Source organism: Niveispirillum sp. BGYR6 (genome assembly GCF_027568365.1).
In the GTDB taxonomy this organism is placed as follows: Bacteria; Pseudomonadota; Alphaproteobacteria; order Azospirillales; family Azospirillaceae; genus Niveispirillum.
The window spans coordinates 463,290-487,918 of sequence record NZ_JANLNL010000002.1 but is presented as its reverse complement, the minus strand read 5'-3'; the positions used below and the strand labels follow the sequence as shown (position 1 = coordinate 487,918).

Here is a 24,629-nt window from a genome sequence, read left to right as displayed (position 1 = left end):
CATCATGGAAATCGCTGCCATCTTCCTGCCCCTGTTGGGCGCCTTCATCGCCGGGTTCTTCGGGCGCCTGATCGGCGACCGGGGTGCCCAGATCGTCACCTGTGCCGGCGTGCTGACCGCTGCCGTCCTGTCCGTTCTGCTGTTCACCGAAATCGGTTTCGGCGGTCACGAGGCGGCGCGCACCATTCACCTGTTTACCTGGATCGACAGCGGCACCTTCGAGGTGTCCTGGTCGCTGCGGATTGATACGCTCACCGCCGTCATGCTGGTGGTGGTGAACGGTGTGTCGTCCATGGTGCATGTCTACTCGGTTGGCTACATGAGCCATGACCCGAGCCGGGCGCGCTTCATGGCTTACCTGTCGCTGTTCACCTTCATGATGCTGATGCTGGTGACCGCCGATAACCTGCTGCAGATGTTCTTTGGCTGGGAAGGCGTGGGCGTTGCCTCCTACCTGCTGATCAACTTCTGGTACGAGAAGAAGAGCGCCAACGACGCCTCCATGAAGGCGTTCCTGGTCAACCGCGTGGGCGATTTCGGCTTCGCGCTGGGCATCATGGCGATCTTCGTCATCTTCGGCAGCGTGCAGTTCGATACGATCTTCGCGCAGGCGGCCTCCAAGGCCGATGCCAGCTTCAACTTCCTGGGCTTCCAGGTCCACGCGCTGACCTGCGCCTGCCTGCTGCTGTTCGTCGGTGCCATGGGCAAGTCGGCCCAGCTGGGCTTGCACACTTGGCTGCCGGACGCCATGGAAGGCCCGACCCCGGTGTCGGCCCTGATCCACGCGGCCACCATGGTGACCGCCGGCGTCTTCATGCTGTCCCGCATGAGCCCGGTGTTCGAATATGCCCCGGCGGCGCTGGAAGTGGTGACGGTGCTGGGTGCGCTGACGGCCTTCGTCGCCGCCACGATTGGCCTGACCCAGTTCGATATCAAGCGCGTCATCGCCTATTCGACGATGAGCCAGCTTGGTTACATGTTCTTCGCCATCGGTGTCGGCGCCTATCCGGCCGCCGTGTTCCACCTGATGACCCACGCCTTCTTCAAGGCGCTGCTGTTCCTGGGCGCCGGTTCGGTGATCCATGCCATGTCCGATGAACAGGACATGCGCAATATGGGTGGCATCTGGAAGCAGATCCCCGTCACCTATGCGATGATGTGGATCGGTAATCTGGCGCTGGCGGGTATCCCGATTTTCGCCGGCTTCTATTCCAAGGACATGATCCTGGAAGTGGCCTTCGCCAAGCATACCGCCATCGGCACCTTTGCCTTCTGGATGGGTATCGCCGCTGCCTTTATGACCGCCTTCTATAGCTGGCGTCTGCTGATCATGACCTTCCACGGCAAGCCGCGCGCTTCCGAAAAGGTGATGGCGCATGTGCATGAAAGCCCGCTGGTGATGCTGGCCCCGCTGTTCGTGCTGGCTGTCGGTGCGGTTCTGGCCGGTATCGTCGCCAAGGATTGGTTTGTCGGCCATGAGCTGGCGGAATTCTGGTCCGGCAGCATCTTCATGCTGGCGGGTGAGCATGGCACGATCATCGATGCCGCCCACCATGTGCCGGGCTGGGTGCCCTATGCCCCGCTGGTGGCGGGTCTGACCGGTATCGCGCTGGCCTATGTCTTCTATATGTTCGCACCGGGCCTGCCGGGCGCCTTTGTCGGCACCTTCAAGGCCATCCATGCCTTCGTGTTCCGCAAGTACATGTTTGATGAGCTGTACAATGCCCTGTTTGTCCGTCCGGCCATGAAGCTCGGCTTCGGCCTGTGGAAGGTGGGTGATGTGGCCATCATCGACGGTCTGGGCCCCGATGGGGCGGCCAAGGTGACGCGCGGCCTGTCCGTGATCGCCGGTCGGCTGCAGTCCGGTTATGTGTACCATTATGCTTTCGTGATGGTGATCGGCGTGGTCGCGTTGGCCGGCTGGTTCTTCCTGGCGCGCTGAGGTAGGGAGTCTTTCGAAATGGCCGATGTGCCGATCCTTTCGCTGACGACGTTCCTGCCCCTTGTCGGCGCGTTGTTCATCCTGCTGATCCGTGGGGAGGAGCAGAATGTCGCGCGCAACGCCAAGAGTGTGGCGCTGTGGACGTCGATCATCACCTTCATTGTTTCGCTGTTCATCCTGACTGGCTTCGACCCTTCCAATCCGGGCTTTCAGCTCGTGGAGGAGGTGCAGTGGCTGCCGGCCTTCAACATTGCCTATATCAAGGGCATTGACGGCGTGTCGGTCTGGTTCGTCCTGGCCTCCACCCTGTTGACCCCGATCTGCGTGCTGGCCTCCTGGGATGCGGTTGAAAAGCGCGTCAAGGAATTCATGATCGCCCTGCTGGTTCTGGAAACCATGCTGGTCGGCATGTTCACGGCGCTGGACTTCGTGCTGTTCTACTTCTTCTTCGAAGGGGTGCTGCTGCCGATGTTCCTGATGATTGGCGTCTGGGGCGGTCCCAACCGCGTCTATGCCTCCTACAAGTTCTTCATCTACACGTTCGTGGGTTCGGTGCTGATGCTGCTGGCCATTCTGGCCATGTATCTGACCGCCGGCACTATGGATATGCGGGTGATGGTGGACTATCCGTTCAGCAGCAACATGCAGATCTGGCTGTGGCTGGCCTTCTTCATCGCCTTTGCGGTGAAGACGCCGATCTGGCCGGCCCATACCTGGCTGCCGTTCGCCCACGTGGAAGCGCCGACCGCCGGTTCGGTCATGCTGGCCGGCGTGATGCTGAAGATGGGTGGCTATGGTCTGATCCGCGCCAATATCCAGATGCTGCCGGAAGCCAGCTTCTACTTCCAGAATCTGGTCTTCGTGATGTCGATCGGCGCCATCATCTACACCTCGCTGGTGGCGTTGGCCCAAACCGACATGAAGAAGATGATCGCCTACAGCTCTGTGGCCCATATGGGTTACGTGTCGATGGGCATCTTCACCATGAACCAGCAGGGTCTGGACGGCGCGATGTTCCAGATGCTGAGCCACACCTTTGTGTCGGCCGCGCTGTTCCTCTGCATCGGCGTTGCCTATAACCGTCTGCATACCCGTGAAATGGCTGCCTATGGCGGCATGGCCAAGAACATGCCGCGTTACGCGGTGGTGTTCGCGATCTTCATGTTCGCCTCGGTCGGTCTGCCGGGTACCTCTGGCTTCGTTGGTGAATTCCTGACCATGCTGGGGGCGTTCCAGGCCAATACCTGGGTCGGTCTGTTCTCCGCCACCGGTCTGGTTCTGGGTGCCGCCTATATGCTGCTGCTGTTCCGCAAGCTGTTCTTCGGCAAGCTGGACAAGCCTGAAGTGAAGGCGATGCAGGATCTGAACTGGAAGGAAGTCAGCTTCTTCGCCCCGCTGGTCGCCATCGTGATCATCATGGGCGTCTATCCGGCCAGCTTCCAAAATGTCTATAACCCGACGCTGGAGAAGATCCTGGCGGATCATCAGGCGTCCCTGCGTTCGGCCGGGCTGATCGAAGCCCAGCCGACCCAGACCGCACACGTCACCCAAGAGACCGCGTCGACTGCCACCCAAGGGCAGTCGGTGGCCGACAAGGCGAGCGAGAACTGAGCCATGGCAACCTTTCCCGACCTGATCCCTGCCTTGCCGGAGATCTTTCTGGCCGTTGCCGCCATGGCGCTGCTGTTGATCGGCGTCTTCCGGGGTGAAGGCTCCCTGCGTCTGGTCTCCTGGCTGGCCGTGGCGTCCCTCATCGGTGCCGGCTTCCTGGCCGTCACCGGTGTGGGGCTGACCGGCCGCGTCGTCACCTTCAACGGCCTGTTCGTCACCGACCCGTTCGCGGTGTTCGCCAAGCTGCTGATCCTGACGGCCTCTGGCCTCTCGATCATCCTGTCGATCAATTATCTGGAAAAGGAGCGGGTGGCCCGCTTCGAATATCCGGTGCTGGTTGTCCTGGCGACGCTCGGCATGATGGGCATGGTGTCGGCCAACAACCTGATTTCGCTCTATATCGGGTTGGAGCTGCAGTCGCTGGCGCTCTATGTGCTGGCCGCGTTCAAGCGCGATACGGCCAAGTCGTCGGAAGCGGGCCTAAAGTATTTCGTGCTGGGCGCGCTGTCCTCCGGCCTGCTGCTCTACGGCTCCAGCCTGATCTATGGCTTTACCGGCAGCGTCAGCTTTGAGCGTCTGGCCGAGGTGCTGACCGGAACCCCGTCGCTGGGTGTTATTGTCGGCATGGTGTTCGTGGCTGCCGGTCTGGCCTTCAAGATTTCCGCCGTGCCGTTCCATATGTGGACGCCGGACGTCTATGAAGGGGCGCCGACGTCGGTGACGTCGTTCTTCGCCGTGGCGCCCAAGGTGGCGGCCATGACCCTGTTCATCCGTGTGCTGGTCGGTCCCTTTGGCGATCTGACGGCGCAGTGGCATCAGGTGATCTGGTTCTGCGCTGCCGCATCGATGATTGTCGGTGCGCTGGGGGCCATTCAGCAGAAGAACATCAAGCGTCTGATGGCCTACAGCTCCATCGGCCATATTGGTTACGCGCTGGTCGGTCTGTCTGCTGGCAGCCAGGAAGGTGTGCGCGGCGTGCTGATTTATCTGGCGATCTATCTCGCCATGAATGTCGGTGTGTTCGCCATCATCCTGTCGATGCGCCAGAATGGCCGCGCCGTGGAAGAAATCGCCGATTTGGCGGGCTTGTCCAAGACCCATCCGCTGCTGGCCTTTGCCATGGCGCTGTTCATGTGGTCCCTGGCCGGCGTACCGCCGGCGGCGGGCTTCTGGGGCAAGTGGGCGGTATTCCTGCCGGCCATTCAGTCTCAGCTCTATGGGCTGGCCATTGTCGGCGTCGTCGCTTCCGGTATCAGCTGTTACTATTACCTGCGCGTTATCAAGGTGATGTATTTTGATGATGTGACGGAACAGCTCGACCGGCCGGCCCTGTTGACGGGTGTGGTGGCCACGGGGGCGGCCCTGTTCGTCTTCCCCGTCTATATCTTCTTCCTGGCGCCCATCACCTCCGGTGCGGCGGCGGCGGCGGCTTCTCTGTTCGGTGCCCGTTGACGGCATCGGCATGAACCAGTCTGAAGAGATGAATGGAGCAACGCGGGCAGCTCAGCTGCCCGCGTTCTTTTATTTGGTGGAACTGGAAAGCTGCGGCAGCACCAACGACGAGGCCAAGGAACTGGCGCGCCAAGGCGCCCCGGAAGGCACCATGGTCTTTGCCCACCGCCAGACAGGAGGACGGGGGCGCCGGGGCCGCGCCTGGAACTCCCCGGAAGGGAACTTGGCTTGTTCCCTGGTTTTGCGGCCGGCCCTGCCGCCGGCTGATGCGGCTCTGCTTTCCTTCGTGGCCGCCTTGGCTGTGGCGGAGACGGTGGCAGCGTTGACGCCAGCACGCCCGACATTGAAATGGCCTAATGATGTGTTGGTCGGCGGTGCGAAGATTTCCGGCATCCTGTTGGAGTCAGAGCCCAGCCCAACGGGACTGGTCGATTGGTTGGTGCTGGGAACTGGCATTAATGTCTCGACCTTCCCAGATGACACACCTTATCCTGCGACCTGCTTAAGGGCGGTGGGTGCCGTGGCGGATATCACCCCGCGCCTTGTCCTGGCCCATTACAGCCGCCATTTTGAACATTGGTATCAGCGTCTGCTGCGCCAGGGCTTCGCCCCCATCCGCGCCGCGTGGCTGAATGCGGCGCAAGGGCTGGGGGCGCCGGTCACGGTGCGGTTGGCGCATGAAAATTTCTCCGGCATCTTGCGGGATCTTGATATGGATGGCGCTCTGCTGGTTGATTGTGACGGGTTCATTCGTCGTGTGACGGCGGGTGACGTATTTTTCGGTAGGGAAGGGTAGGGCCGATGCTGTTGGCCATTGATGCCGGTAACACCAACGTGGTTTGCGCCGTCTTCGAGGGTACGGCGATACGGGGTCATTGGCGCATCTCCACCAACAGCCAGCGTACTGCCGATGAATATGCCGTCTGGTTGATCAGCCTGATGGCAATGAAGGGCCTGAAAGTCGCCGATATCACCGATACCATCCTGTCGTCGGTGGTCCCCGCCCAGACCTATGCCCTGACCAAGCTGTGCGAGGAACATTTCGGTTGCGAACCGAAACGCGTCGGCGACCCGCGTGTCGATCTGGGGATCGAGATCAAGCTGGATAACCCGCGGGAGGCAGGGGCGGACCGGTTGGTCAATGCCATATCCGCCCGCGCCTCCTATCCGGTGCCGCTGGTGGTCATCGATATTGGCACCGGCACCACCTTTGACGTGGTGGATGAGACGGGGGCCTTTTTGGGTGGTGTTATCGCACCCGGACCGGCGCTTTCCCTGGATGCCCTGCATAAGGTGGCCGCCCAATTGCCCAAGGTCGATATCCTGCGGCCGGCCAGCGCCATTGGGCGCGGCACGGTGGGGGCCATGCAATCGGGCATGTTCTGGGGCTATACCGGCCTGATCGAAGGGATTTTGAAACGGATTATCGCCGAACTGTCCCCCGACGGTTCGCGCAAGGTGACGGTCATCGGTACCGGCGGGCTGGTGCGCCTGTTCGCCGAGGAAAGCGACCTGATCCACCATATTGATGGAGACCTGACGTTGCGGGGTCTCCGGTTGATCCATGAACGCAACAGCCCCCGGACTGAAAACAGGACCGAATGAGCGATAGCAAACATTTGACGACAAAGGATTTCGATCCCGCCGCCCTGTATTTCCTGCCGCTGGGCGGTTCCGGCGAAATCGGCATGAATCTCAACCTCTACCATCATGCCGGGAAATGGCTGATGGTTGATCTGGGTGTTAGTTTCGCTGACGAAACGACCCCCGGTATCGAGATTATTTTGCCCGACACCAGCTTCATTGAGGAGCGTCTGGGCGATCTGGCCGGCATCCTGGTGACGCACGCGCACGAGGATCATCTGGGCGCCATCCCCTATCTGTGGGAGGATTTGCGCGTCCCGGTCTGGTGTACGCCCTTTGCCGCCAGCTTCCTGAAGGCGAAGCTGGTGGAGAAGGGGTTGCAGAACAAGGTGCCGATCCATGTGCTGCCCCTTGGTGGTCGCAGCCATATCGGTCCTTTCGATATCGAACTGATCAGCCTGACCCATTCCATCCCCGAGCCCAATGCCGTGGTCATCCGCACCCCGGCGGGGACGGTGCTGCATACGGGCGACTGGAAGCTGGACCCCGACCCGGTAATCGGTCTGCTGTCGAACGAGACGGCCCTGCAGAATCTCGGGCGCGAAGGCGTCACCGCCATGGTGTGCGACAGCACCAATGCGCTGGTACCCGGTCGTTCCGGTTCCGAATCAGAAGTCCGCGACAGTTTCATGGACCTGTTCGGGCAATATAAGGACACGCGGATTGCCGTCACCTGCTTTGCCAGCAACGTGGCCCGGCTGCATTCGATCACCCAGGCGGCCCATGCGCATGACCGGCAGGTGGCGCTGGTGGGCCGCTCCCTCTGGCGCATCAATGACGCCGCGCGGGAGAATGGCTATCTGACCGATCTGCCGCCTTTCCTGACGGAGAAGGAGGCGGGCTTCCTGCCGCGCGAAAAGGTGCTGTTGATCTGCACCGGCAGCCAGGGGGAGGCGCGCGCCGCCTTGTCACGTATGGCCACCGGCGAGCACCCGGATGTGACGCTGGAACGCGGCGATGTGGTGATTTTCTCCGCCCGTGAAATTCCCGGTAATGAGAAGTCGATCGGCAAGATCCAGAATGGCCTGCTGCGGCGGGGCATCAAGATCATCACCGCCGATGACGCCTTCGTGCATGTCTCCGGCCATCCGGCGCGCGAAGAGCTGGTGCAGATGTATCAATGGGTTCGGCCCAAGATCGCCATACCGGTCCATGGCGAAGGGCGCCATCTGGCGGCCCATGCCGAACTGGCGCGGGATTGCCAGGTGCCGGAGGTGCTGGTGCCGGAGGATGGCGGGGCCATCCGCTTGGCCCCCGGACCAGCGGCGCTGGTGGGGCATGTCCATGCCGGCCGGCTATGCATTGATGGCAAGCGCATTGTCCCGATGAATAACCACGCCCTGCGCGGCCGTACCCGCATGGCCCAGAGCGGGGCGGTGGTGGTGACGCTGGTGATGACGCCGCGGGGTGACCTTCTGGCTGATCCCAAAGTCTCCATCATGGGGCTGCTGGAAGAGGATGAGTATGAGGAGGAGACGGCGGATTTGATCAGCCGCATCCGCGGGGCGGTGGACCAGCTGTCCCGTACCGCCCGGCTGGAGGATTCTTCGGTGAAGGAAGCGGCGCGCGTGGCAGTGCGGCGCAATTTCTCCGCCATGCAGGGGCGCAAGCCAATGACGGAAATCCATCTGGTCCGGATTTAGCTTTCCGTGCGCGCCACCATGTCGCAAGGGCCGGGGCTTTCGGTACCCGGCCCTTGTGTCTATCTGTCGATAAAAGAATCAACAGGGGGAAGAAATGATCGGTCGTTTGAACCATGTCGCCATTGTGGTGCCCGATCTGGCGGCGGCCACCGCCACCTATCGGGATACGTTGGGGGCCAAGGTCAGCGCGGCACTGGACCTGCCGGACCATGGCGTGACCACGGTGTTCGTGGAACTGCCCAACACCAAGATTGAGTTGCTGCACCCGTTCGGGGAGGGCAGCCCCATTGCCAAATTCCTGGCCAGCAACCCGTCCGGTGGCATTCACCATGTCTGTTATGAGGTGGAGGATATTCTGGCCGCTCGTGACAAGCTGAAGGCCGACGGGTTGCGCGTGCTGGGGGATGGGGAGCCGAAGATCGGGGCCCATGGCAAACCTGTGCTGTTTCTGCACCCGAAGGATCTCTACGGCACCCTGGTTGAAATCGAACAGGTCTGATGGGGGCACGCGATGGGCTGGGCGACCTGGGCGGCGATCTATTTCACGGTCTGGTGGACGGTTCTGTTCGCCGTGCTGCCGTTCGGCGTGAAGCGCGAGGCGGCTGAACAGGTGGGGCACCAGCCCGGTGCCCCCGCCAACCCGCTGTTGATCAAGAAATTTATCTGGACCAGCCTGATCTCCGCCCTTCTGGTGCTGGCCGCCTGGTCCACCAGTTATTTCGGCTGGATCGACTGGCGGGCGCTGCTGCGCGAGTAACGCTGTGCCCGATTCGCGGCATTTCTGTCGTCTTTTGCTACCTTGAGGGGTGGGGTGCGTCTGCACAGGGTATGGCGCGCCCGCTCTCGTCATTTCCGTACTTTGAGCGTAGATCATTGATTTTTATCGCGTAAAATTCTGCGACAGAAATATTGCAACCCACTTGGGTTGGGAAATATAATTTTTTCCATCAAAAACTGAAAATGTGATGGATAGCAACCAGGAGTCGTGGCCACATATCAACCTGTCGCTGCACAGGAGGTTTTCCATGACGACGCGTCCCAATATCATCTTCATCACCGTCGACGAACTTCGCTTTCCGATGAATTTCCCGAATGGTGTCGCGAACGCTGATGAGTTCATGCGCCGCTTCATGCCCAACACTTTTGAGTTCCTTTGGAATAAAGGTGTAAAATTTTATAATCATCAGATTGCCGCCTGCGACTGTACCCCTTCGCGTGGTGCGTTCGTCACCGGTCTTTATTCTCATCAAACCTATATGATGTTGACACGTGCCAATAAGACGGGCACGGATCTTCCAGCACCGCAGCCTTCGTTGAATACGGCTTTCCCCACCTATGGTAAGTTGTTGCGCCAGCGCGGCTACCGCACGCCGTACATCGGCAAATGGCATCTCAGCGACGCGCCCCTGGTGCTGAATGCGCCACTGGATTATCTCAATGCCTATGGATTTGAAGGGCTGACGACGCCCGATCCCATTGGGATGCCGGGGGAAGGGCTGGGCGGGCGTCCGCCGGCCATCGCCCATGGTTCGGTCATTCCCAACGATGCCTATATTGCCGCTCAGGCCATCGCCTGGATCGAACAGAATGCCCGTAAAGAGCAGGTGACGGGTAAGGAGCTGCCGCCCTTCTGTCTCTCCGTCGGCTTCGTCAATCCGCACGACAAGCAGTTTTTCTGGGGTGGTATTGAATGGCAGCGCTATTCCGCCCTGTTTGATCAGGCGGATCAGAAGCCGATGCAATCGTGGAATACCACGGTGCTGGAACAATGTTTTCCGCCGGAATTGGGCTATGGTGTTCCCGATAATTGGGAAACCAGTGAAGAGCTGGCGAAGAAGCCCAAGCTGCAGACTTATTTCCAATCCTTCACCAATTGCTGGGTCGGTGGTATCAGTGAAGACCCAGCCGAGAAGGAATTCCGCCTGGAGCCTTCCAAGTTACAAGACCAGTATCAGGCGTTGGCACCGTTCCATTACTGGGCCAAGTGCCAGGACATGTATACTCAGGCCATCCGGGAGGTTGACCGCCAGATTGGTCAGTTCCTCTGCAACATCCCGGAAGATGTGGTGAAGGAGACGGTCTTCGTCTTCATGTCCGACCATGGCGAATATGCTGGCTCCCACGGGTTGCAGGGCAAGGGCGCGGCTGTCTATCGGGAAAGTGTGCAGGTGCCGCTGATCGTGGCCGATTATTCCGGCCGCTTTACCGCGGCCACGGACATTCCCCGCCAGCAATTGACCAGCACGGTTGATATCCTGCCGCTGTTCCTGTCCCTGGCGGATGATGGCAATGGGTGGAAGAATGATCCTTGGCTGAATGATCTGTATGGCCACCGGGCCGATCTGCTTGCCATTCTGCGCGACCCAGCGGCCCCCGGTCGGCAGTTCGCTGTTACGGCGACGGATGAGAGCTTCCCCTTGAATGGTGTGCCGGTGCCGGAACATGTGCTGGGCGCCATCGGGCCGGCGGGAAAGCTGGGCGCCTATTCGATCTGGAAGGATGCGTCACAGGAGATCGTCACGGAGTCGTTGGAGTATGAATATTACAACTACGCCACCCCGCGCGGCCTGCTGGAGCTGGACAGCACACCAGATACGGCAGAAGCCGACGCCATGAAGGAAGTGCTGTTCAAGGAGCTGATCCCGAATGAGCTGCAAAAGCCGCTGCCGCCGGACCTGCGGGCCGCCCAGCGGGAGGCCGAGCAGGCTTATTGGGCCTATATCGACAATCTCCAGAACCGTCGGGAACTGCCGACGGTGTTTAACGGCTGATCCGGTATAATTGCTGCTGTGCCCGGCCATTCCCGAGGATGGCCGGGCATTTTATTATGTACAAAACAGGAACATTTTTGGGCGACAAGGCTGCGCTACTCGGCTACGCTGAGGCACCATCTCAGCAAATGCAGGAATTGCCGCCATGTCCGGCTATTGCGATATTGCCCCCGGCCACGAATGGCACGGCCCTTATCACGACCATGAATATGGCCAGCCGCTGACAGGGGAGGCGGAGCTGTTTGAACGGTTGATTCTGGAGATCAATCAGGCCGGCCTGTCCTGGCTGACCATTCTGAAAAAGCGGGAGAGCTTCCGCGCCGCCTATGATCAGTTTGAGGTCGACAAGGTGGCTGCCTATGGGGAGGCGGATGTTGCCCGTCTGCTGGCCGATCCCGGCATCATCCGCAACCGGCTGAAGGTACAGGCTGCCATCCATAATGCCCAGGTGATCCAGCGTCTGCGCGACAGCCATGGCGGGTTCCATGGCTGGATCGCTGCCCATCATCCCCGCGCCAAGGCGGATTGGGTGAAGCTGTTCGCCAAGACTTTCCGTTTCACCGGTGGGGAGATCGTGGGCGAGTTCCTCATGAGCATTGGCTACCTGCCCGGTGCCCACCGGCCGGATTGCCCGGCGCATCTGCGCCTGACGAATCACGAAATCCCCTGGATCACGGCGCAGCAGGCGGGTTTTGCTGGATATGCCGCTTAATAAAGCGGCATTTTTCTGCCCCTGCCTATGCAGTTGCCAAGTGTTTATGCAAAACGGGCAAAAAATGCACAAACAAAAAGGCAAGCCGAATTTTCGGCTTGCCTTCGATCAGTAAAAAGAAAAAACTAAATCTTGTCGAGCGGGGTTGGATCCCTTCTTGACACGCCTGGTGGCGATTCCTCCCTAAACTCAGGCCGCGCTGCCTTTCGGCGCGGTCTTTCTTTTTGTGGGGCGGAGTATAGAGGCGCTCTTCCCGCCCGTCCATCCCCAAAATCATATTTTGTCAAAAAAACGCACAAAAAAGGTGCGAGCCTTGATCGTGGCAGCACCACTGACAGGGGTATACCGTATCAGGGGCGCCGCAACCGATTTCAGCCCAGCAGGACGAATTTCGCAAGGAAAAGAGCCGCTAAGCCGATCACCACCGGCCCCGCCTCCCGCCACTTCCCCGCGAGGATCTTTATGCCGGCATAGGCGATAAAGCCGAAGCCTATTCCGTGTGCAATTGAGTAAGTAAGTGGCATTGTTAGCGCTGACACGACGGCGGGTGCATATTCCGTAACCTCTTCCCAGTCGATTTCCGTCAATCCGCGGGCCATGACGCAGGCGATATAGAGCAGGGCAGGGGCGGTGGCATAAGTGGGTATGTTGGCGGCGAGTGGTGCCAGGAACAGGCAGGCCAGGAACAGCAGCGCCACGGTCACTGCCGTCAGTCCGGTACGCCCGCCGACATTGGTGCCGGCCGCGCTCTCGATATAAGAGGTGACAGTGGAGGTGCCCAGGGCCGCCCCGACGGTGGTGGCTGCGGCATCGGCAAACAGGGCCCGTTTCAGCCGGGGCAGGCGGCCCTGTTCATCCAGCAGGCCGGCCCGGTGGGCCACGCCCACCAGCGTGCCGGCCGTATCAAACAGATCAACGAAGAAGAAGGCGAAGACCACGGTGATCAGGCCGATATTCAAGGCCCCCTTGATATCCATGGCCAACAGGGTTGGCGTCGGGTCCGGCGGCAGCGAGAAGATCTGTCCACTGAACGGTGTTACCCCCAGTGCCATGCCCAGCCCGGCCACCGCCAGAATGGTGATGATCACCGCCCCGGTCACCCGCCGCGCCACCAGGGCGCAGAGCAGAAGGAACCCGACAGCGGCCAGAATGGCCGGCGGCTTCGACATGTCACCCAAGGTCACCAGGGTCACCGGGTGCGCCTTGATAATGCCGGCATTTTCCAGCGCGATGATGGCCAGGAACAGGCCGATCCCGGCGGAAATGGCCAGCTTCAGGCTTTTAGGGATGGCGTTCACCACCGCCTCCCGCACCGGCAGCACGGAAAGGATGATGAACAGGATGCCGGAAATGAACACGGCCCCCAGCGCCACCTGCCAGCTGTACCCCATCTGCCCGACGACGGTGAACGCGAAATAGGCGTTCAGCCCCATGCCGGGTGCCTGGGCGATGGGGTAATTGGCGTAAAGCCCCATAATGGCCGAGCCGATGGCGGCGGCGACACAGGTGGCCACGAACACAGCCCCCTGATCCATCCCCGCCGCCGCCAGTACCTGCGGGTTGACGAAGATAATGTAGGCCATGGTTAAAAAGGTGGTGAATCCGGCCAGCAGCTCGGTGCGGACATCGCTGCCCAACGCCTTCAGTTTGAAGTAGGATTCCAGCAAGGTTTCGGCTCCCCAGGGCAGACGGGAAAAGGCGGGATGGATATGCCAGTATTCAACGGAAAATCATGGGGCGCCATAGGTTTGCTGCTGTGCAGCACGCTGGCAGCCCCGGCTTTGGCCCAAACCCCGCCGCAGCCAGCGCCCGGCCGCGAACCCACCATCCGCATTGATCCCGCCGCCTGCCAATGGGTGACGCGCCATCACCCGTCCGCCGATGTGGAGTACAAGCCGGGGGTGGATGTGAATGGCAATGCGGTGGCCCCGGCCGATCTGCCGGACAGCGGGGGCATCGACCTGCCCCAGGATATCAATATCGCCATTACGGTGAACACGGCCAAGCGCTTAGGTATCCCCGCCAATGACCTCTATAAGGGGGAGGTGCAGGTGGGCATGGTGACGGTGCGCGGCAATCAGGTGCTGTTCAACGGCAAACCCATCCAGCCGGAGGCCGAACAGGAACTGCTGGTCCTGTGTCGGGAGAAGGGGCAGTAACACCGGCTTGTTGCGCCGCATAGCCGGTTCGGCGCAGGATAGGGCATCATTATCGCCCGTACCCGCCGGAGTAGCCTTCATGGACCGCGCCACTGCCAAGACCATCCTGAAACAGCGCATTGATCAGGCCATGGGCCGGTCGCGCGCCGATCTGGTGATCAAGAATGTGCGGCTGCTGAATGTGGCGACGGGCACCATTGCCGAAACTGATATCGCCATCTGCGGCGATACCATCGTTGGCACCTATGACCGCTATGACGGCTTGGTGGAAATCGATGGCAAGGGCCGCTTCGCCGTTCCCGGCTTCATCGACACCCATGTGCATTGCGAAAGCACCCTGGTGGCACCCAGCGAATTTGACCGCTGCGTTCTGCCGCGCGGCACCACCACGGCCATCTGTGACCCGCATGAAATCTGTAATGTGCTGGGGGAGACGGGGCTTAAATATTTCCTCGACAGCTCCCTTTCCACCGCCATGGATTTGCGGGTGCAGCTATCGTCTTGCGTGCCGGCCACGCATCTGGAAACGGCGGGCGCGCGGCTGAGTGCCGACGATCTGGCCCGCCACCGCCACCATCCCAAGGTGATTGGCCTGGCCGAGTTCATGAACTTCCCCGGCGTGTTGTGGAAGGATGAGGAGACGCTGGACAAGCTGGCGGAATTCTATGGTGCCCATATTGACGGCCATTCCCCGCTGGTGACAGGCAAGGAACTGAACGCCTATCTTTCGTGCGGTATCCGCAACTGCCATGAATGTACCAGCCAGGCGGAGGCGCGGGAGAAGATTGCCAAGGGGATGCAGGTGCTCATCCGCGATGGCTCCGTCTCCAAGGATGTGGATTCGCTGGCGGGGCTGATTGATCCGCTGACCAGTCCTTTCCTGGCCTTCTGCACCGATGACCGCAACCCGCTGGATATTGCCGAGGAAGGGCACCTCGATCACCTGATCCGCCGCGCCATCGCCCATGGGGCCGATATTGCCGCCACATACCGCACGGCCACATGGTCGGCAGCGCGCGGCTTTGGCCTGAAGGATCGCGGGTTGGTGGCACCGGGCTATCTGGCGGATATCGTGCTGCTGGACGATCTGGCGCAATGCACCGTTTCCCAGGTGATCCGCGCCGGCAAGCCTGTTACGGCTGAAACCTTCGCCGGTCGCCGCTCCCCGCCGCCGGTGGGGCTGGGGTCGATTAAGCGGGCGCGGATCGTGGCGGAGGATTTGGCCATCCCGGCCAGCGGCCCCGGCACGCCGGTCATTGGCGTGCTGCCCAACAAGATCATTACGGAGGCGTTGCAGGCGTCCGTGCCCTATCGCAATGGCCGCCGCCATGCCGACCCGGAGAATGATATTCTGAAGATCGTGGTGGTGGAACGCCACGGCTTCACCCGCAATATCGGCAAGGGCTTTGTGAAGGGCTTCGGCATCAAGTCGGGCGCGCTGGCCAGTTCCGTTGGCCATGACAGCCATAATATCTGTGCCGTGGGTTCCAGCGACGCCGACATGGTGGTGGCGATCAACCGGCTGATCGAGATTGGCGGCGGCTTCGTGGCGGTGAAGGATGGGGCCGTGGTGGGCGAACTGGCCTTGCCGGTGGCGGGGTTGATGAGCCTGAAACCGTTCGAGACGGTGGAGCATGAGCTGGAAGCCCTGCGCGCCTCGGTCAAGGCGCTGGGCTGCCCGTTGGCCGAACCCTTCCTGCAACTGGCCTTCCTGCCCCTGCCGGTGATCCCGCACCTGAAGATCACCGATATGGGGCTGGTGGATGTGGATAAGTTTGAACTGGTGGCGGCGTGATGGCTTGGTTATGGGAGAGTGGAATATGAGCAGCACCAAGCCTTATCGCCGCTGTTATCGTCCAATGAAGGGCTTGATAAATCATTTTGATGACACAGCGCAGTACATCGTTGATCGTGAGTATGCTTTACATGCCCAGCGTTATATTCGTGGATTCTTAATAATAATTGATGATTTAAAAAATCTATTTAACTATATTGAGCCAAGCGACGAATGTTTGCGTTCGTATTCGCATAGAATACATGAAATGTTCATGAGGGCATGTGTAGAGGTAGAGGCAAATTTTAAGGCAATTCTTAGGGAGAATGGCTATAAAAAAAATAAACCAAATATGGTTGATTATTTTCTTGTAGATCATACGCACCATTTATCTTCTTATGAGGTGTTATTACCAATATGGGATGGTTTTGGGAGGTGGGTTCCATTCGAAAAATGGAGACCCTATCGAGGTAAGCAGATTAAGAGAGGCGATTTTACTCCGTTGGAGTGGTATAAAGCGTATAATAATTCAAAACATGACAGGTATCAAAATTTTAAGGAAGCAAACTTTGAGAATTTAATCAAAGCTGTTTCGGGATTGCTGGTTTTAATAACTTCACAATTTAAAGATATTGATGTTGGCTCAAGTGAATTGAAAGTTATTGGCGGGGGAGATGGGGAATTTTCGTACTCAATTGGTGGTATTTTTATGGTGAAATATCCGACTGATTGGTGTGATGATGAAATGTATGAATTTGATTGGGAGAAACTTAAAAAAGACAACCATAGATTCTTGAATATAAATTTCAACGAAGTGGAAAATGTCGTTTTCTTACCGCCTTCTACTGGGCCAACCCCATCCAAAGCGCCAATGCCTGACTGACCATTAGCATTCGACTATCCTCCAAGCGTCCAATGCGTCCCCCGATCTTTTCTTTTCGCACACTCTGCGCTTTGTCCACCATGATCTGGCAGGGTTGGCGCAGGCCATTCCCTGCTTCCGGCTCTACGTTCAGCCGAAACAGGGGCGTGCCCCTTAAGTCGCTAGTGATTGGCAGTATCGTCACGGTCGGATGCTCGGCGAACAGGTCTGACTGGATGACCAGGGCGGGGCGCGGCTTGCCGAAATCCCCTTGCAGGGCGACGATAACGATATCGCCGCGCCTCATTCCCAACCGTCCCTATCACCGACCTGTTCCAGCCATTCCCCAACCTCCCGTTCCTGCGCATCATCGCGGAGGGACAGCGATTGCCGCCTGCACTCCTCGGCAAAGCCGGGGCGGCGCGTGTCGGGAACCCAAATCTGGATGGGCCGCAGACCGGCGGCCCGCAACTGGGCGCGGTGCTTCTGCACACGGGATGCGCTGGACATGCTCATGGCTATAGCCCTCCTGTTACATGTAACATAGGCTTACACAGGTGCCCTTGCAAGCCGGCCATCCGGCGGCTTCCCACTCTCCCGCCTTGCCGCCGGCTTGCGCAGCCCCTAAAGTCGCGGCCAGTTTCATCCTCATCGACCTTGCGAGTTTTCCCCCATGCGCATGTCCACCTATTTCCTGCCCACGCTGAAGGAAACGCCGTCTGAGGCGCAGATTGTCAGCCATCGTCTGATGCTGCGCGCCGGCATGATCCGGCAGACCTCTGCTGGTATCTATGCCTGGCTGCCGCTGGGCTGGAAGGTTCTGCAGAAGGTGGCGCAGATCGTGCGGGAGGAGCAGGACCGCGCCGGGGCGCAGGAACTGCTGATGCCGACTATTCAGTCGGCCGACCTGTGGCGCCAGTCGGGCCGGTATGAGGCCTATGGCAAGGAGATGCTGCGCATCACCGACCGGCATGACCGCGAAATGCTGTTCGGCCCGACGAATGAGGAGATGATCACCGATATCGTCAAGACCTTCGTGAAGTCCTACAAGGACCTGCCGAAGAACCTGTACCATATCCAGTGGAAATTCCGGGACGAGGTGCGCCCCCGCTTCGGCGTGATGCGCGGCCGCGAATTCCTGATGAAGGACAATTACTCCTTCGATCTGGATGCCGAAGGTGCGCGCCTGTCCTATCGCCGGATGTTCCTGGCCTACCTGCGCACCTTCGCCCGCATGGGCATCAAGGCCATTCCGATGCGCGCCGATACCGGCCCCATCGGCGGTGACCTGTCCCATGAATTCATCATCCTGGCGGAAACCGGCGAGAGCCAGGTCTTCTGCGACAAGAAGTGGCTCGAACTGGACGTGCTGGCCGATAACCCGGACGCCAATGGCGACCTGAAGGATTTCTTTGCCAAATACACCTCCGTCTATGCCGCGACGGAAGAGATGCACGACGCCGCCAACTGCCCGGTCCCGGCTGAACAGCTGGAAACCGCGCGCGGCATCGAAGTCGGCCATATCTTCTATTTCGGCACCAAATATTCCGCCCCCATGGGTGCCGTCGTCACCGGGCCGGATGGCCAGCCGGTGACGGTGGAAATGGGTTCCTATGGCATCGGCGTGTCCCGCGTCGTCGCGGCCCTGATTGAGGCCAGCCATGACGATGCCGGCATCATCTGGCCGGATCAGGTGGCCCCGTTCAAGGTGGCGCTGATCAACCTGAAGGCCGATGACGAGGCCTGCCGCAGCACCTGTGATGAGCTCTATGCCAAGCTGAACGCGGCGGGCGTTGAGGTGATCTATGATGACCGTAACGAGCGTCCGGGTGCCAAGTTCGCCGATATGGACCTGATCGGCATTCCCTGGCAGTTGACCGTGGGCCCGCGCGGCCTGAAGGCCGGCACGGTGGAACTGAAGCGCCGCGCCAGCGGGGAAAAGCTGGAACTGCCGCTGGAAGAAGCGCTGGCCAAACTGATCGGCTGAGCAAAGAAGGGGAACCGGCGGGGTGTCTTTTCAGCCCCCGCCGGCCCGTTTTGGGGCAGAGTCCCATCCGGTATTTGAGTATTCTGTATGTTCTGTGTTGGGCATGGCGACGGTTACATCACCTTCGCCAAACAAGCCGATCTTGTGACGGTGCGTCTATATTTCGATGCCGTTTCGCGTGACATTGTGGCGGGTTTCAAGATCGCTCAACAGCGCGGTTGGCTATCGCCCGATAATCGCCTGCTGGTGGATTTACGGCAGTTCACTGGTTCGGTCGATTGGGGTGCCATACGGGAACTGCGTGCGCTGGGGCCGTGGATCGATGATCCCGCCATTCGCAATGTCTGTGCCTATATTCTGGAACCGGGCGATATGCGGCGCTTGCTGATCAACGTTCTTGCCGCGCTTTATCCCGTCATGCGCCATCGGAGCTTCACGGAAGAAACGGCCGCCCTCACTTGGCTGACCGAGGCGGCTGAAGCCCCCCACCTATCCACTGAAGACCGACACCTCGCCTTTCATACAGGCTGACCGGGACCGGCCGGTCCTGAACGCGCATGAAAGGGCCCCCTGTCGGAAGCCACTGCATGATAAGGCAAATTGCCTGTCATTGTGAGCGGGTCCGGAAAGGAGACGAAAAAACATCGGGCAAAGGCTTGTTCCCGTATTCACCATGTCCAAGAAACAAACCATCTCAATGGCTTGCCGGCTTGCGAGCGGGTGCCGGGGTTTCCAGGGGTACCAGGCCGCTCGCTTATCCCTGTCGGCAACAGCATAGCCGGTTCCGCCGCGCAGGGGAAGAAGCCGTCGCCGATTCCACCGGGTCAATCCGCCATCTGGAACGGATTTTCCCCATCGCGGCTTTCCACCTCGATCACCCAGAGGTCGGGGTCGCGCTTGGTGTGGCGGTCGATGAAGGCAGTGGCCTCCATCTCATCCATCAGGGCACCATTGGCGCCCGGCACCCAGCCCAGCTTGCCGGACAGGTCGCGGCCCTGGGTGAACAGCCGGTTGCCCTGGCCCAGCACGGCGACTTTCAGCAGGATCAGCCCCCCCTCCCGATCCCCCTTGCGCAGCACATAGGCACCGATACCGGTGCTGTTGCAGCGGCGCAGGCCGGCCTGCACGATCAGGTGGGTGGGCAGGCGGTCTTCCATGGGATTGGCTTTCCGGCAGGATGGGGATCGACTTCAAACGCCCGTTGGCTTCAAATGGGGCCGACGAGAGATCAACAACACCATGCGGACCCGATGATGCAAGAGCCAGTGATGTTCAATCGCGCCCTTCTGACCAATGATGACGGGATCGATGCCCCCGGTCTGGCCGCCCTGGCGGCGGCGGTGGCCCCGCTGGCGCGGGAAATCTGGGTGGTGGCGCCGGAACATGATCAAAGCGGGGTGTCGCGGGCGCTGTCGCTTTACACCCCGCTGCGGCTTTATCCACGGGGGGAGCGGCGCTTTGCCGTCAGCGGCACGCCCAGCGACTGTGTGGCCATGGCGCTGCGGGTGGTGATGGTGGACAACCCGCCGGATATTGTGTTTTCCGGCATCAATCGCGGCGCCAATCTGGCCGATGAGGTGGGCTATTCCGGCACGGTCAGCGGGGCGATGATGGCGCGGCTGCTGGGCGTGCCGGCCTATGCCGTCAGCCAGGCTTGGCGCGACCGGGAGAATGTGCGCTGGCACACGGCCATCCAGGCGCTGCCCGCCGTGGTGCGCCGCTTCGGCCCGGCCCCGCGCACGGTGTTGAACGTGAATTTCCCCGATCTGGAGCCCGACGAACTGACCGGCCTGTCCATCACCCGCCAGGGCCAGCCGGGTTCCATGTCGGTGGAGGTGGAACGGCGCAGCGATACGCGGGGCTATGATTATCACTGGCTGGCCCTGCGCCGCCGCCAGGGGGCCCCCACGCCCGATGACAGCGACATTGCGGCCCTGCGCCGGGGGGAAATCAGCGTCTGCCCGCTGGGCTTTGATTTCACCGATGAGGCCATGCTGGAGGAGCTGCGCGCGGCGGGGGGAATTTAAAAATAAACGGCCCGCCGGAGGGTGATCCGGCGGGCCATTCTGGATTGCCTTGGGGACGGCTTGTTTTGATTACTTCTTGCCGTTCTTGGAGGTGTGCATATCGGCGGCGTCCATATGCATCAGCTTGCGCAGGAAGGGGCTGACCAGGGCGACCAGCACGGCGATCACCGTGGCCCCGATGAACAGATCCCAGAACACGCCGCTATAGACCGGCAGGCTTTCCTGCGCCGTCATCACCTTGCCCGGTTCCGTGCTGGTGCTGGCCAGGGCCGCAACCCAGCCGGCCAGGAAATGCGCCCCGGCAGAGGCCAGGAACCAGACGCCCATCACCATGGCGGTGATGCGCGCCACCGACAGGCGGGAGATCATCGACAGGCCGACCGGCGACAGGCACAGCTCACCCGTCGTGTGCAGCAGATAGCCCAGTGCCAGCCAGAACAGGCCGGTCTGCGCATCCTCCCCCGCGAGCGAGGCACCGAAGACCAGCGCGCCGAAGCCCAGGCCCACCTGCAGGATGGCCAGCGCGAATTTCATCGGGGTGGACGGCTCCCAGCCCTTCTGCGCCAGCTTCACCCAGCCCCAGGAGAAGACGGGGGCCAGCAGCACGATGAACATCGGGTTGAAGACCTGCACCACCGACGCCGGCACGATGAACAGACCGAAGAAGGAGCGGTCGGAATTGCGGTCGGCGAACAGGGTCAGCGAGGTGCCGGCCTGTTCGAACAGGGTCCAGAACACCACCGACAGACAGGTCAGCACCAGCACCACGACCATGCGGTCGCGTTCGATCTTGCTGCACTGGGTCAGGCTGAACCACAGGATACCGGCCAGCACCACGGCCACAATCACCAGCAGCAGGCTGCCGACGACCGCGTGCCACTGCACCAGTTGCCAGTTGATCAGCACGGCGGCCACGGCCCCGACATAGATCATGGCTTCGCGCGACAGGCCGATGGCGGTGCGCGCCTTCAACTGTGCCGGATTGGGCGGTTCGGCATTGCGGTACCATTGGGTACCACGGGCAAACACCACCAGGCCCGCCACCATGCCGATGCCGGCCAGGCCGAAACCATAGGCCCAGCCATAGGTTTCGCCCAGATAGCCGCAGGCGATGGTGGAGAAGAAGGAGCCCAGATTCACACCCATGTAGAAGATCGTATAGCCGGGGTCGCGGCGCGGATCATCCTTGCTGGGATAGAGCTTGCCCACCATGGTGGAGATGTTGGATTTCAGGAAGCCGACGCCGACAATGATGAAGGCCAGCGACAGGAACATGATCTGATCAAAAGGCGACTGGCGGACGATGACGCCATCGATGATCTGGGCCGGGCTGCCCTCGAACGCCATGCCGATATGGCCGCAGACCAGCAGGATGGCACCCAGCATCACCGCCTTGCGGTTGCCCAGATAACGGTCGGCGATGACGCCGCCGATCACCGGCATCGCATAGTTCAGCGAGGCATAGCTGGCATAGATGAAGCCCGCCATCTCGTCACTGTAAAGGAAATGCTTGACCAGATAGAGGGTCAGCAGGGCGCGCATCCCGTAAAAGGAAAAGCGCTCCCACATCTCGGCAAAAAACAGGGGTGCCAGACCACGCGGGTGGCCGAAGAAGCCGCGCTCCGGGTCGTTAGAGATCAAAGCCATCGTCGCCTTGCGGGTGATATATGTCCGAAGGCGCGGGCTATATCATGTTTGGCGGGTCTGGAATACCGGCTTTGCGGGACAGACATGGCCCTTCGCAAGTGCGGGATGAGCGATGTTCAAGGGGTGTTCGGCACATTTTCCATCAGCAGGGGCGTTGTGTTGAAATAATGCCTCTCAACCAACGTCTGGCTTGAAATAATCCGCCATCATCACCATGGCTGACCGTTGCGGGTGGGGAAAATTTTTTTCACCCACCCGTCATAGATCAGACAAAAAATGGCCCTGTTTCAAAGCTGCTGCCGTGGCCTAAGCGGTCCGAATGGCTGGTGAGCCAGGAATCGGCGGCACTGCGGCCCATATCGCGCAATTCGCACAGGAAGCCCCAATCGCCGTTCAGCTTGCTGGAAACGCCCAGCTCCGCCATGCCGGCTTCACTTTCCACCATATGCAGATGGATGGGGCGCAGGCCGCTTTCCGGGCCGATGCGCCCGTCGGCCAGCAGCCGGTTCACCAGTTCGATGGAGCGCAGTTCGCGGTAGAAGGTGGAATTGAAGCTGATTTCATTGATGCGGTCGATGATGGCGCTCGGCGCGCGGGGCAGTTCCGGCCGATGGATGGGCGTGACCTGGACGATCATCACATCGGCCGACTGGCAATGTTTCACCAGCGGGTCGATCACCGGGTTGCCCATATAGCCGCCATCCCAATAATGTTCGCCGTCGATCTTCACGGCCTGGAACAGCATGGGCAGGCAGGCGGATGCCAGCAGGCATTCCACCGACAGTTCCTGCCCGGCGAACACCCGCAACTGGCCCCGGTTGACATTGGTGGCGCTGACGAACAGGCGCACATCGGTCGCCTGCCGCAGCAGGCTGAAATCCACCAGCCCTTCCAGCACATCATGCAGCGGGTTCAACCCCATCGGGTTGAACTGATAGGGCGACATCATGCGCACCATCATGTCCAGTCCGGCATAGATGGGGTTGCTGTCCAGGTTGGGGCCGCTGCCAAAGGGAAACGGCCAGGGCTGTGACAGCGGCCCCAGCGCGTGCGACTTGGCCACCCGCCGCCATAGCCGCTCCAGCAGCTCCCGCGCTGCCTGCGGTCCGCCGGTCAGCAGGCCCTGGGCCAGCAGGGCGCCGTTCATGGCACCGGCGGAGGTGCCGCTGATCCCCTCCACCTCCAGCCGCCCATCCTCCAGCAGCCGGTCCAGCACACCCCAGGTGAAGGCGCCATGGGAGCCGCCCCCCTGCAGGGCCAGATTGACGCGATGGCGGGTGGGCACAGCAGATGGCTGCGCAGCGACGGGCGCGGAACGGCGGCCCGGCGTGCGCGGGGAGGGGGGCTTGGTCATGGTTCCGGTGTCTTCATAAAATTACACCAAGGGGCATGGACCATGCCCCTTGCAGGCCAGCGACCGCTGGCCCGCGCACACATGTGCGCGCAAGCCAAGGGCGCGTAGGCGCCCGCCCGGCGCCTGAGGGAAAATGCACATACCAGGAGCCATGGCACATGGCTCCTGGTAATTATTGCGCTGTCCAGCCGCCATCGACGGGCAGGGAAGCGCCTTTGATATTGCCAGCGGCTTCACTGCACAGGAAGACGGCCAGATCGCCCAATTGGTCAGGGGTGGTGAACTGGCGCGAAGGCTGCTTTTCGGACAGCAGCTTTACCTGTGCCTCGGCAACGGTGATGTTTTCCCGCTCGGCCAGCGCGTCGATCTGCTTCTGCACCAGGGGGGTCAGCACCCAGCCGGGGCAGATGGCGTTGCAGGTGATGCCGCTTTCCGCCGTTTCCAGGGCCACCACTTTGGTCAGCCCGACGACGCCATGCTTGGCGGCGACATAGGCGGCCTTCTGGGCGCTGGCGACCAGACCATGGGCCGAGGCGATATTGATGATGCGGCCCCAGTTGCGCGCCTTCATGCCCGGCAGCACGGCCTGGGTGCCATAGAAGACGGCGGACAGGTTGATGGCGATGATGGTCTCCCACCGTTCCGCCGGGAAATTCTCCACCAGGGCCGTGTGCTGGATGCCGGCATTGTTGACCAGAATGTCAACGGCGCCAAAGGCCTGCGCCGCACTGGCCACCATGGCGGCGATCTGGTCAGGCTTGCTCATGTCCGCGGCGGAATAGAGCGCCTTGACGCCGAAATCCGCCTCAATCGCCTGACGCTCCGCCTCAATCTCGGCGGCATCGCCGAAACCGTTCAGCATGATGTCGGCCCCGGCGGCGGCCAGCTTGCGGGCGATGCCCAGCCCGATGCCGCTGGTGGAACCGGTGACGATGGCGGTCTTACCCTTCAACATGCTGTGCAGGCTCCCGAAAGTGAATGGTTATTCAGGTTGATGGAATAACCCGGATCGCGCCGCCATCCAACCACGCTTTTCGGCAGTGC

The 24,629-nt window shown here is 60.7% G+C and carries 23 protein-coding genes; 16 read left to right on the top strand and 7 right to left on the bottom strand.

The window, feature by feature from the left end; all coding sequences use genetic code 11:
• Positions 1-4: 4 nt before the first annotated feature.
• The 10 genes from nuoL (at position 5) to PCJ49_RS06150 (ending at position 11,775) form a co-directional block, all read left to right on the top strand.
• Positions 5-1,942: an NADH-quinone oxidoreductase subunit L gene (gene nuoL / locus PCJ49_RS06195; protein ID WP_269910192.1), complete on the top strand. Its 1,938-nt coding sequence runs from the start codon at positions 5-7 to the stop codon at positions 1,940-1,942.
• Between the two features lie 18 nt (positions 1,943-1,960).
• Positions 1,961-3,553 (top strand): NADH-quinone oxidoreductase subunit M, encoded by a 1,593-nt coding sequence (locus tag PCJ49_RS06190; protein WP_269910191.1) that lies wholly within the window; start codon positions 1,961-1,963, stop codon positions 3,551-3,553.
• 3 nt (positions 3,554-3,556) lie between these two features.
• Complete coding sequence (nuoN, locus tag PCJ49_RS06185; RefSeq protein ID WP_269910190.1) at positions 3,557-5,005, top strand: NADH-quinone oxidoreductase subunit NuoN; 1,449 nt, start codon at positions 3,557-3,559, stop codon at positions 5,003-5,005.
• A 10-nt stretch (positions 5,006-5,015) separates the two neighbouring features.
• A complete protein-coding gene (locus tag PCJ49_RS06180) occupies positions 5,016-5,801 on the top strand; it encodes a biotin--[acetyl-CoA-carboxylase] ligase (protein ID WP_269910189.1) in 786 nt (261 codons plus the stop codon).
• Between the two features lie 5 nt (positions 5,802-5,806).
• A complete protein-coding gene (locus tag PCJ49_RS06175; RefSeq protein ID WP_269910188.1) occupies positions 5,807-6,610 on the top strand; it encodes a type III pantothenate kinase in 804 nt (267 codons plus the stop codon).
• Positions 6,607-8,292, top strand: coding sequence for a ribonuclease J (locus PCJ49_RS06170; protein WP_269910187.1), 1,686 nt, complete (start codon positions 6,607-6,609; stop codon positions 8,290-8,292). Before PCJ49_RS06175 ends, PCJ49_RS06170 begins: the two co-directional genes overlap by 4 nt.
• 94 nt (positions 8,293-8,386) lie before the next feature.
• Positions 8,387-8,791, top strand: a complete 405-nt coding sequence (mce, locus tag PCJ49_RS06165) for a methylmalonyl-CoA epimerase (RefSeq protein ID WP_269910186.1) — start codon at positions 8,387-8,389, stop codon at positions 8,789-8,791.
• A gap of 12 nt (positions 8,792-8,803) precedes the next feature.
• The gene (locus PCJ49_RS06160) at positions 8,804-9,049 is read left to right on the top strand and encodes a DUF1467 family protein (RefSeq protein ID WP_089288027.1); all 246 of its coding nucleotides are present in this window, start codon (positions 8,804-8,806) and stop codon (positions 9,047-9,049) included.
• A 208-nt stretch (positions 9,050-9,257) separates the two neighbouring features.
• On the top strand, positions 9,258-11,063 hold the full coding sequence (locus PCJ49_RS06155; RefSeq protein ID WP_347710423.1) for a sulfatase-like hydrolase/transferase: 1,806 nt from the start codon (positions 9,258-9,260) through the stop codon (positions 11,061-11,063).
• Positions 11,064-11,208: 145 nt separating this feature from the next.
• Entirely contained in the window at positions 11,209-11,775 is a 567-nt protein-coding gene (locus PCJ49_RS06150) for a DNA-3-methyladenine glycosylase I (protein WP_269910185.1), read from the top strand.
• Positions 11,776-12,146: 371 nt separating this feature from the next.
• Here the strand turns inward: PCJ49_RS06150 and PCJ49_RS06145 are convergent, their stop codons facing one another.
• Positions 12,147-13,442, bottom strand: a complete 1,296-nt coding sequence (locus PCJ49_RS06145) for an NCS2 family permease (RefSeq protein ID WP_089288024.1) — start codon at positions 13,440-13,442, stop codon at positions 12,147-12,149.
• 36 nt (positions 13,443-13,478) lie between these two features.
• Between PCJ49_RS06145 and PCJ49_RS06140 the strand changes: the two genes are divergently transcribed.
• The 3 genes from PCJ49_RS06140 to PCJ49_RS06130 all read left to right on the top strand — a co-directional run bounded on the left by PCJ49_RS06140 (position 13,479) and on the right by PCJ49_RS06130 (position 16,591).
• Entirely contained in the window at positions 13,479-13,934 is a 456-nt protein-coding gene (locus PCJ49_RS06140; protein WP_269910184.1) for a hypothetical protein, read from the top strand.
• A gap of 79 nt (positions 13,935-14,013) precedes the next feature.
• Positions 14,014-15,729: an adenine deaminase gene (ade, locus tag PCJ49_RS06135; RefSeq protein ID WP_269910183.1), complete on the top strand. Its 1,716-nt coding sequence runs from the start codon at positions 14,014-14,016 to the stop codon at positions 15,727-15,729.
• Between the two features lie 25 nt (positions 15,730-15,754).
• Positions 15,755-16,591, top strand: coding sequence for a hypothetical protein (locus tag PCJ49_RS06130; protein ID WP_269910182.1), 837 nt, complete (start codon positions 15,755-15,757; stop codon positions 16,589-16,591).
• On the opposite strand, the gene PCJ49_RS06125 is transcribed toward PCJ49_RS06130, so the two are convergent.
• Positions 16,551-16,877, bottom strand: a complete 327-nt coding sequence (locus PCJ49_RS06125; protein WP_269910181.1) for a type II toxin-antitoxin system PemK/MazF family toxin — start codon at positions 16,875-16,877, stop codon at positions 16,551-16,553. The genes PCJ49_RS06130 and PCJ49_RS06125 overlap by 41 nt on opposite strands.
• Positions 16,874-17,086 carry an antitoxin MazE family protein gene (locus PCJ49_RS06120; RefSeq protein ID WP_269910180.1) on the bottom strand — a complete coding sequence of 71 codons (213 nt, stop codon included), beginning with the start codon at positions 17,084-17,086 and terminating at the stop codon, positions 16,874-16,876. Before PCJ49_RS06120 ends, PCJ49_RS06125 begins: the two co-directional genes overlap by 4 nt.
• A gap of 157 nt (positions 17,087-17,243) precedes the next feature.
• Here PCJ49_RS06120 and proS point away from each other — a divergent pair, with 157 nt between their 5' ends.
• On the top strand, positions 17,244-18,557 hold the full coding sequence (gene proS, locus PCJ49_RS06115) for a proline--tRNA ligase (protein ID WP_269910179.1): 1,314 nt from the start codon (positions 17,244-17,246) through the stop codon (positions 18,555-18,557).
• Between the two features lie 87 nt (positions 18,558-18,644).
• The gene (locus PCJ49_RS06110; RefSeq protein ID WP_269910178.1) at positions 18,645-19,088 is read left to right on the top strand and encodes a hypothetical protein; all 444 of its coding nucleotides are present in this window, start codon (positions 18,645-18,647) and stop codon (positions 19,086-19,088) included.
• A gap of 293 nt (positions 19,089-19,381) precedes the next feature.
• Here PCJ49_RS06110 and PCJ49_RS06105 read toward each other — a convergent pair whose 3' ends face one another.
• The gene (locus PCJ49_RS06105) at positions 19,382-19,714 is read right to left on the bottom strand and encodes a DUF1491 family protein (protein WP_269910177.1); all 333 of its coding nucleotides are present in this window, start codon (positions 19,712-19,714) and stop codon (positions 19,382-19,384) included.
• A 111-nt stretch (positions 19,715-19,825) separates the two neighbouring features.
• Here PCJ49_RS06105 and surE point away from each other — a divergent pair, with 111 nt between their 5' ends.
• Complete coding sequence (gene surE, locus PCJ49_RS06100) at positions 19,826-20,584, top strand: 5'/3'-nucleotidase SurE (RefSeq protein WP_269910176.1); 759 nt, start codon at positions 19,826-19,828, stop codon at positions 20,582-20,584.
• Between the two features lie 69 nt (positions 20,585-20,653).
• Here surE and PCJ49_RS06095 read toward each other — a convergent pair whose 3' ends face one another.
• From PCJ49_RS06095 to PCJ49_RS06085, 3 genes are all read right to left on the bottom strand, one after another.
• Positions 20,654-22,231 (bottom strand): peptide MFS transporter, encoded by a 1,578-nt coding sequence (locus PCJ49_RS06095; protein WP_269910175.1) that lies wholly within the window; start codon positions 22,229-22,231, stop codon positions 20,654-20,656.
• A gap of 265 nt (positions 22,232-22,496) precedes the next feature.
• The gene (locus PCJ49_RS06090; RefSeq protein WP_269910174.1) at positions 22,497-23,585 is read right to left on the bottom strand and encodes a patatin-like phospholipase family protein; all 1,089 of its coding nucleotides are present in this window, start codon (positions 23,583-23,585) and stop codon (positions 22,497-22,499) included.
• Positions 23,586-23,757: 172 nt separating this feature from the next.
• Positions 23,758-24,540 carry a 3-hydroxybutyrate dehydrogenase gene (locus PCJ49_RS06085; RefSeq protein WP_269910173.1) on the bottom strand — a complete coding sequence of 261 codons (783 nt, stop codon included), beginning with the start codon at positions 24,538-24,540 and terminating at the stop codon, positions 23,758-23,760.
• Between the last annotated feature and the right edge of the window lie 89 nt (positions 24,541-24,629).

Excerpts from the sequence above, each read along its gene's own strand:
- surE (WP_269910176.1), top strand. The coding sequence starts at position 19,826 with ATGTTCAATCGCGCCCTTCTGACCAATGATGACGGGATCGATGCCCCC.
- PCJ49_RS06090 (WP_269910174.1), bottom strand. The coding sequence starts at position 23,585 with ATGACCAAGCCCCCCTCCCCGCGCACGCCGGGCCGCCGTTCCGCGCCC.
- PCJ49_RS06140 (WP_269910184.1), top strand. The coding sequence starts at position 13,479 with ATGGATATGCCAGTATTCAACGGAAAATCATGGGGCGCCATAGGTTTG.
- PCJ49_RS06105 (WP_269910177.1), bottom strand. The coding sequence starts at position 19,714 with ATGGAAGACCGCCTGCCCACCCACCTGATCGTGCAGGCCGGCCTGCGC.
- proS (WP_269910179.1), top strand. The coding sequence starts at position 17,244 with ATGCGCATGTCCACCTATTTCCTGCCCACGCTGAAGGAAACGCCGTCT.
- PCJ49_RS06160 (WP_089288027.1), top strand. The coding sequence starts at position 8,804 with ATGGGCTGGGCGACCTGGGCGGCGATCTATTTCACGGTCTGGTGGACG.
- PCJ49_RS06125 (WP_269910181.1), bottom strand. The coding sequence starts at position 16,877 with ATGAGGCGCGGCGATATCGTTATCGTCGCCCTGCAAGGGGATTTCGGC.
- PCJ49_RS06150 (WP_269910185.1), top strand. The coding sequence starts at position 11,209 with ATGTCCGGCTATTGCGATATTGCCCCCGGCCACGAATGGCACGGCCCT.
- nuoN (WP_269910190.1), top strand. The coding sequence starts at position 3,557 with ATGGCAACCTTTCCCGACCTGATCCCTGCCTTGCCGGAGATCTTTCTG.
- PCJ49_RS06180 (WP_269910189.1), top strand. The coding sequence starts at position 5,016 with ATGAACCAGTCTGAAGAGATGAATGGAGCAACGCGGGCAGCTCAGCTG.
- PCJ49_RS06130 (WP_269910182.1), top strand. The coding sequence starts at position 15,755 with ATGAGCAGCACCAAGCCTTATCGCCGCTGTTATCGTCCAATGAAGGGC.
- PCJ49_RS06170 (WP_269910187.1), top strand. The coding sequence starts at position 6,607 with ATGAGCGATAGCAAACATTTGACGACAAAGGATTTCGATCCCGCCGCC.
- PCJ49_RS06085 (WP_269910173.1), bottom strand. The coding sequence starts at position 24,540 with ATGTTGAAGGGTAAGACCGCCATCGTCACCGGTTCCACCAGCGGCATC.
- ade (WP_269910183.1), top strand. The coding sequence starts at position 14,014 with ATGGACCGCGCCACTGCCAAGACCATCCTGAAACAGCGCATTGATCAG.
- mce (WP_269910186.1), top strand. The coding sequence starts at position 8,387 with ATGATCGGTCGTTTGAACCATGTCGCCATTGTGGTGCCCGATCTGGCG.
- nuoL (WP_269910192.1), top strand. The coding sequence starts at position 5 with ATGGAAATCGCTGCCATCTTCCTGCCCCTGTTGGGCGCCTTCATCGCC.
- PCJ49_RS06095 (WP_269910175.1), bottom strand. The coding sequence starts at position 22,231 with ATGGCTTTGATCTCTAACGACCCGGAGCGCGGCTTCTTCGGCCACCCG.
- PCJ49_RS06110 (WP_269910178.1), top strand. The coding sequence starts at position 18,645 with ATGTTCTGTGTTGGGCATGGCGACGGTTACATCACCTTCGCCAAACAA.
- PCJ49_RS06155 (WP_347710423.1), top strand. The coding sequence starts at position 9,258 with ATGGATAGCAACCAGGAGTCGTGGCCACATATCAACCTGTCGCTGCAC.
- PCJ49_RS06190 (WP_269910191.1), top strand. The coding sequence starts at position 1,961 with ATGGCCGATGTGCCGATCCTTTCGCTGACGACGTTCCTGCCCCTTGTC.
- PCJ49_RS06175 (WP_269910188.1), top strand. The coding sequence starts at position 5,807 with ATGCTGTTGGCCATTGATGCCGGTAACACCAACGTGGTTTGCGCCGTC.
- PCJ49_RS06120 (WP_269910180.1), bottom strand. The coding sequence starts at position 17,086 with ATGAGCATGTCCAGCGCATCCCGTGTGCAGAAGCACCGCGCCCAGTTG.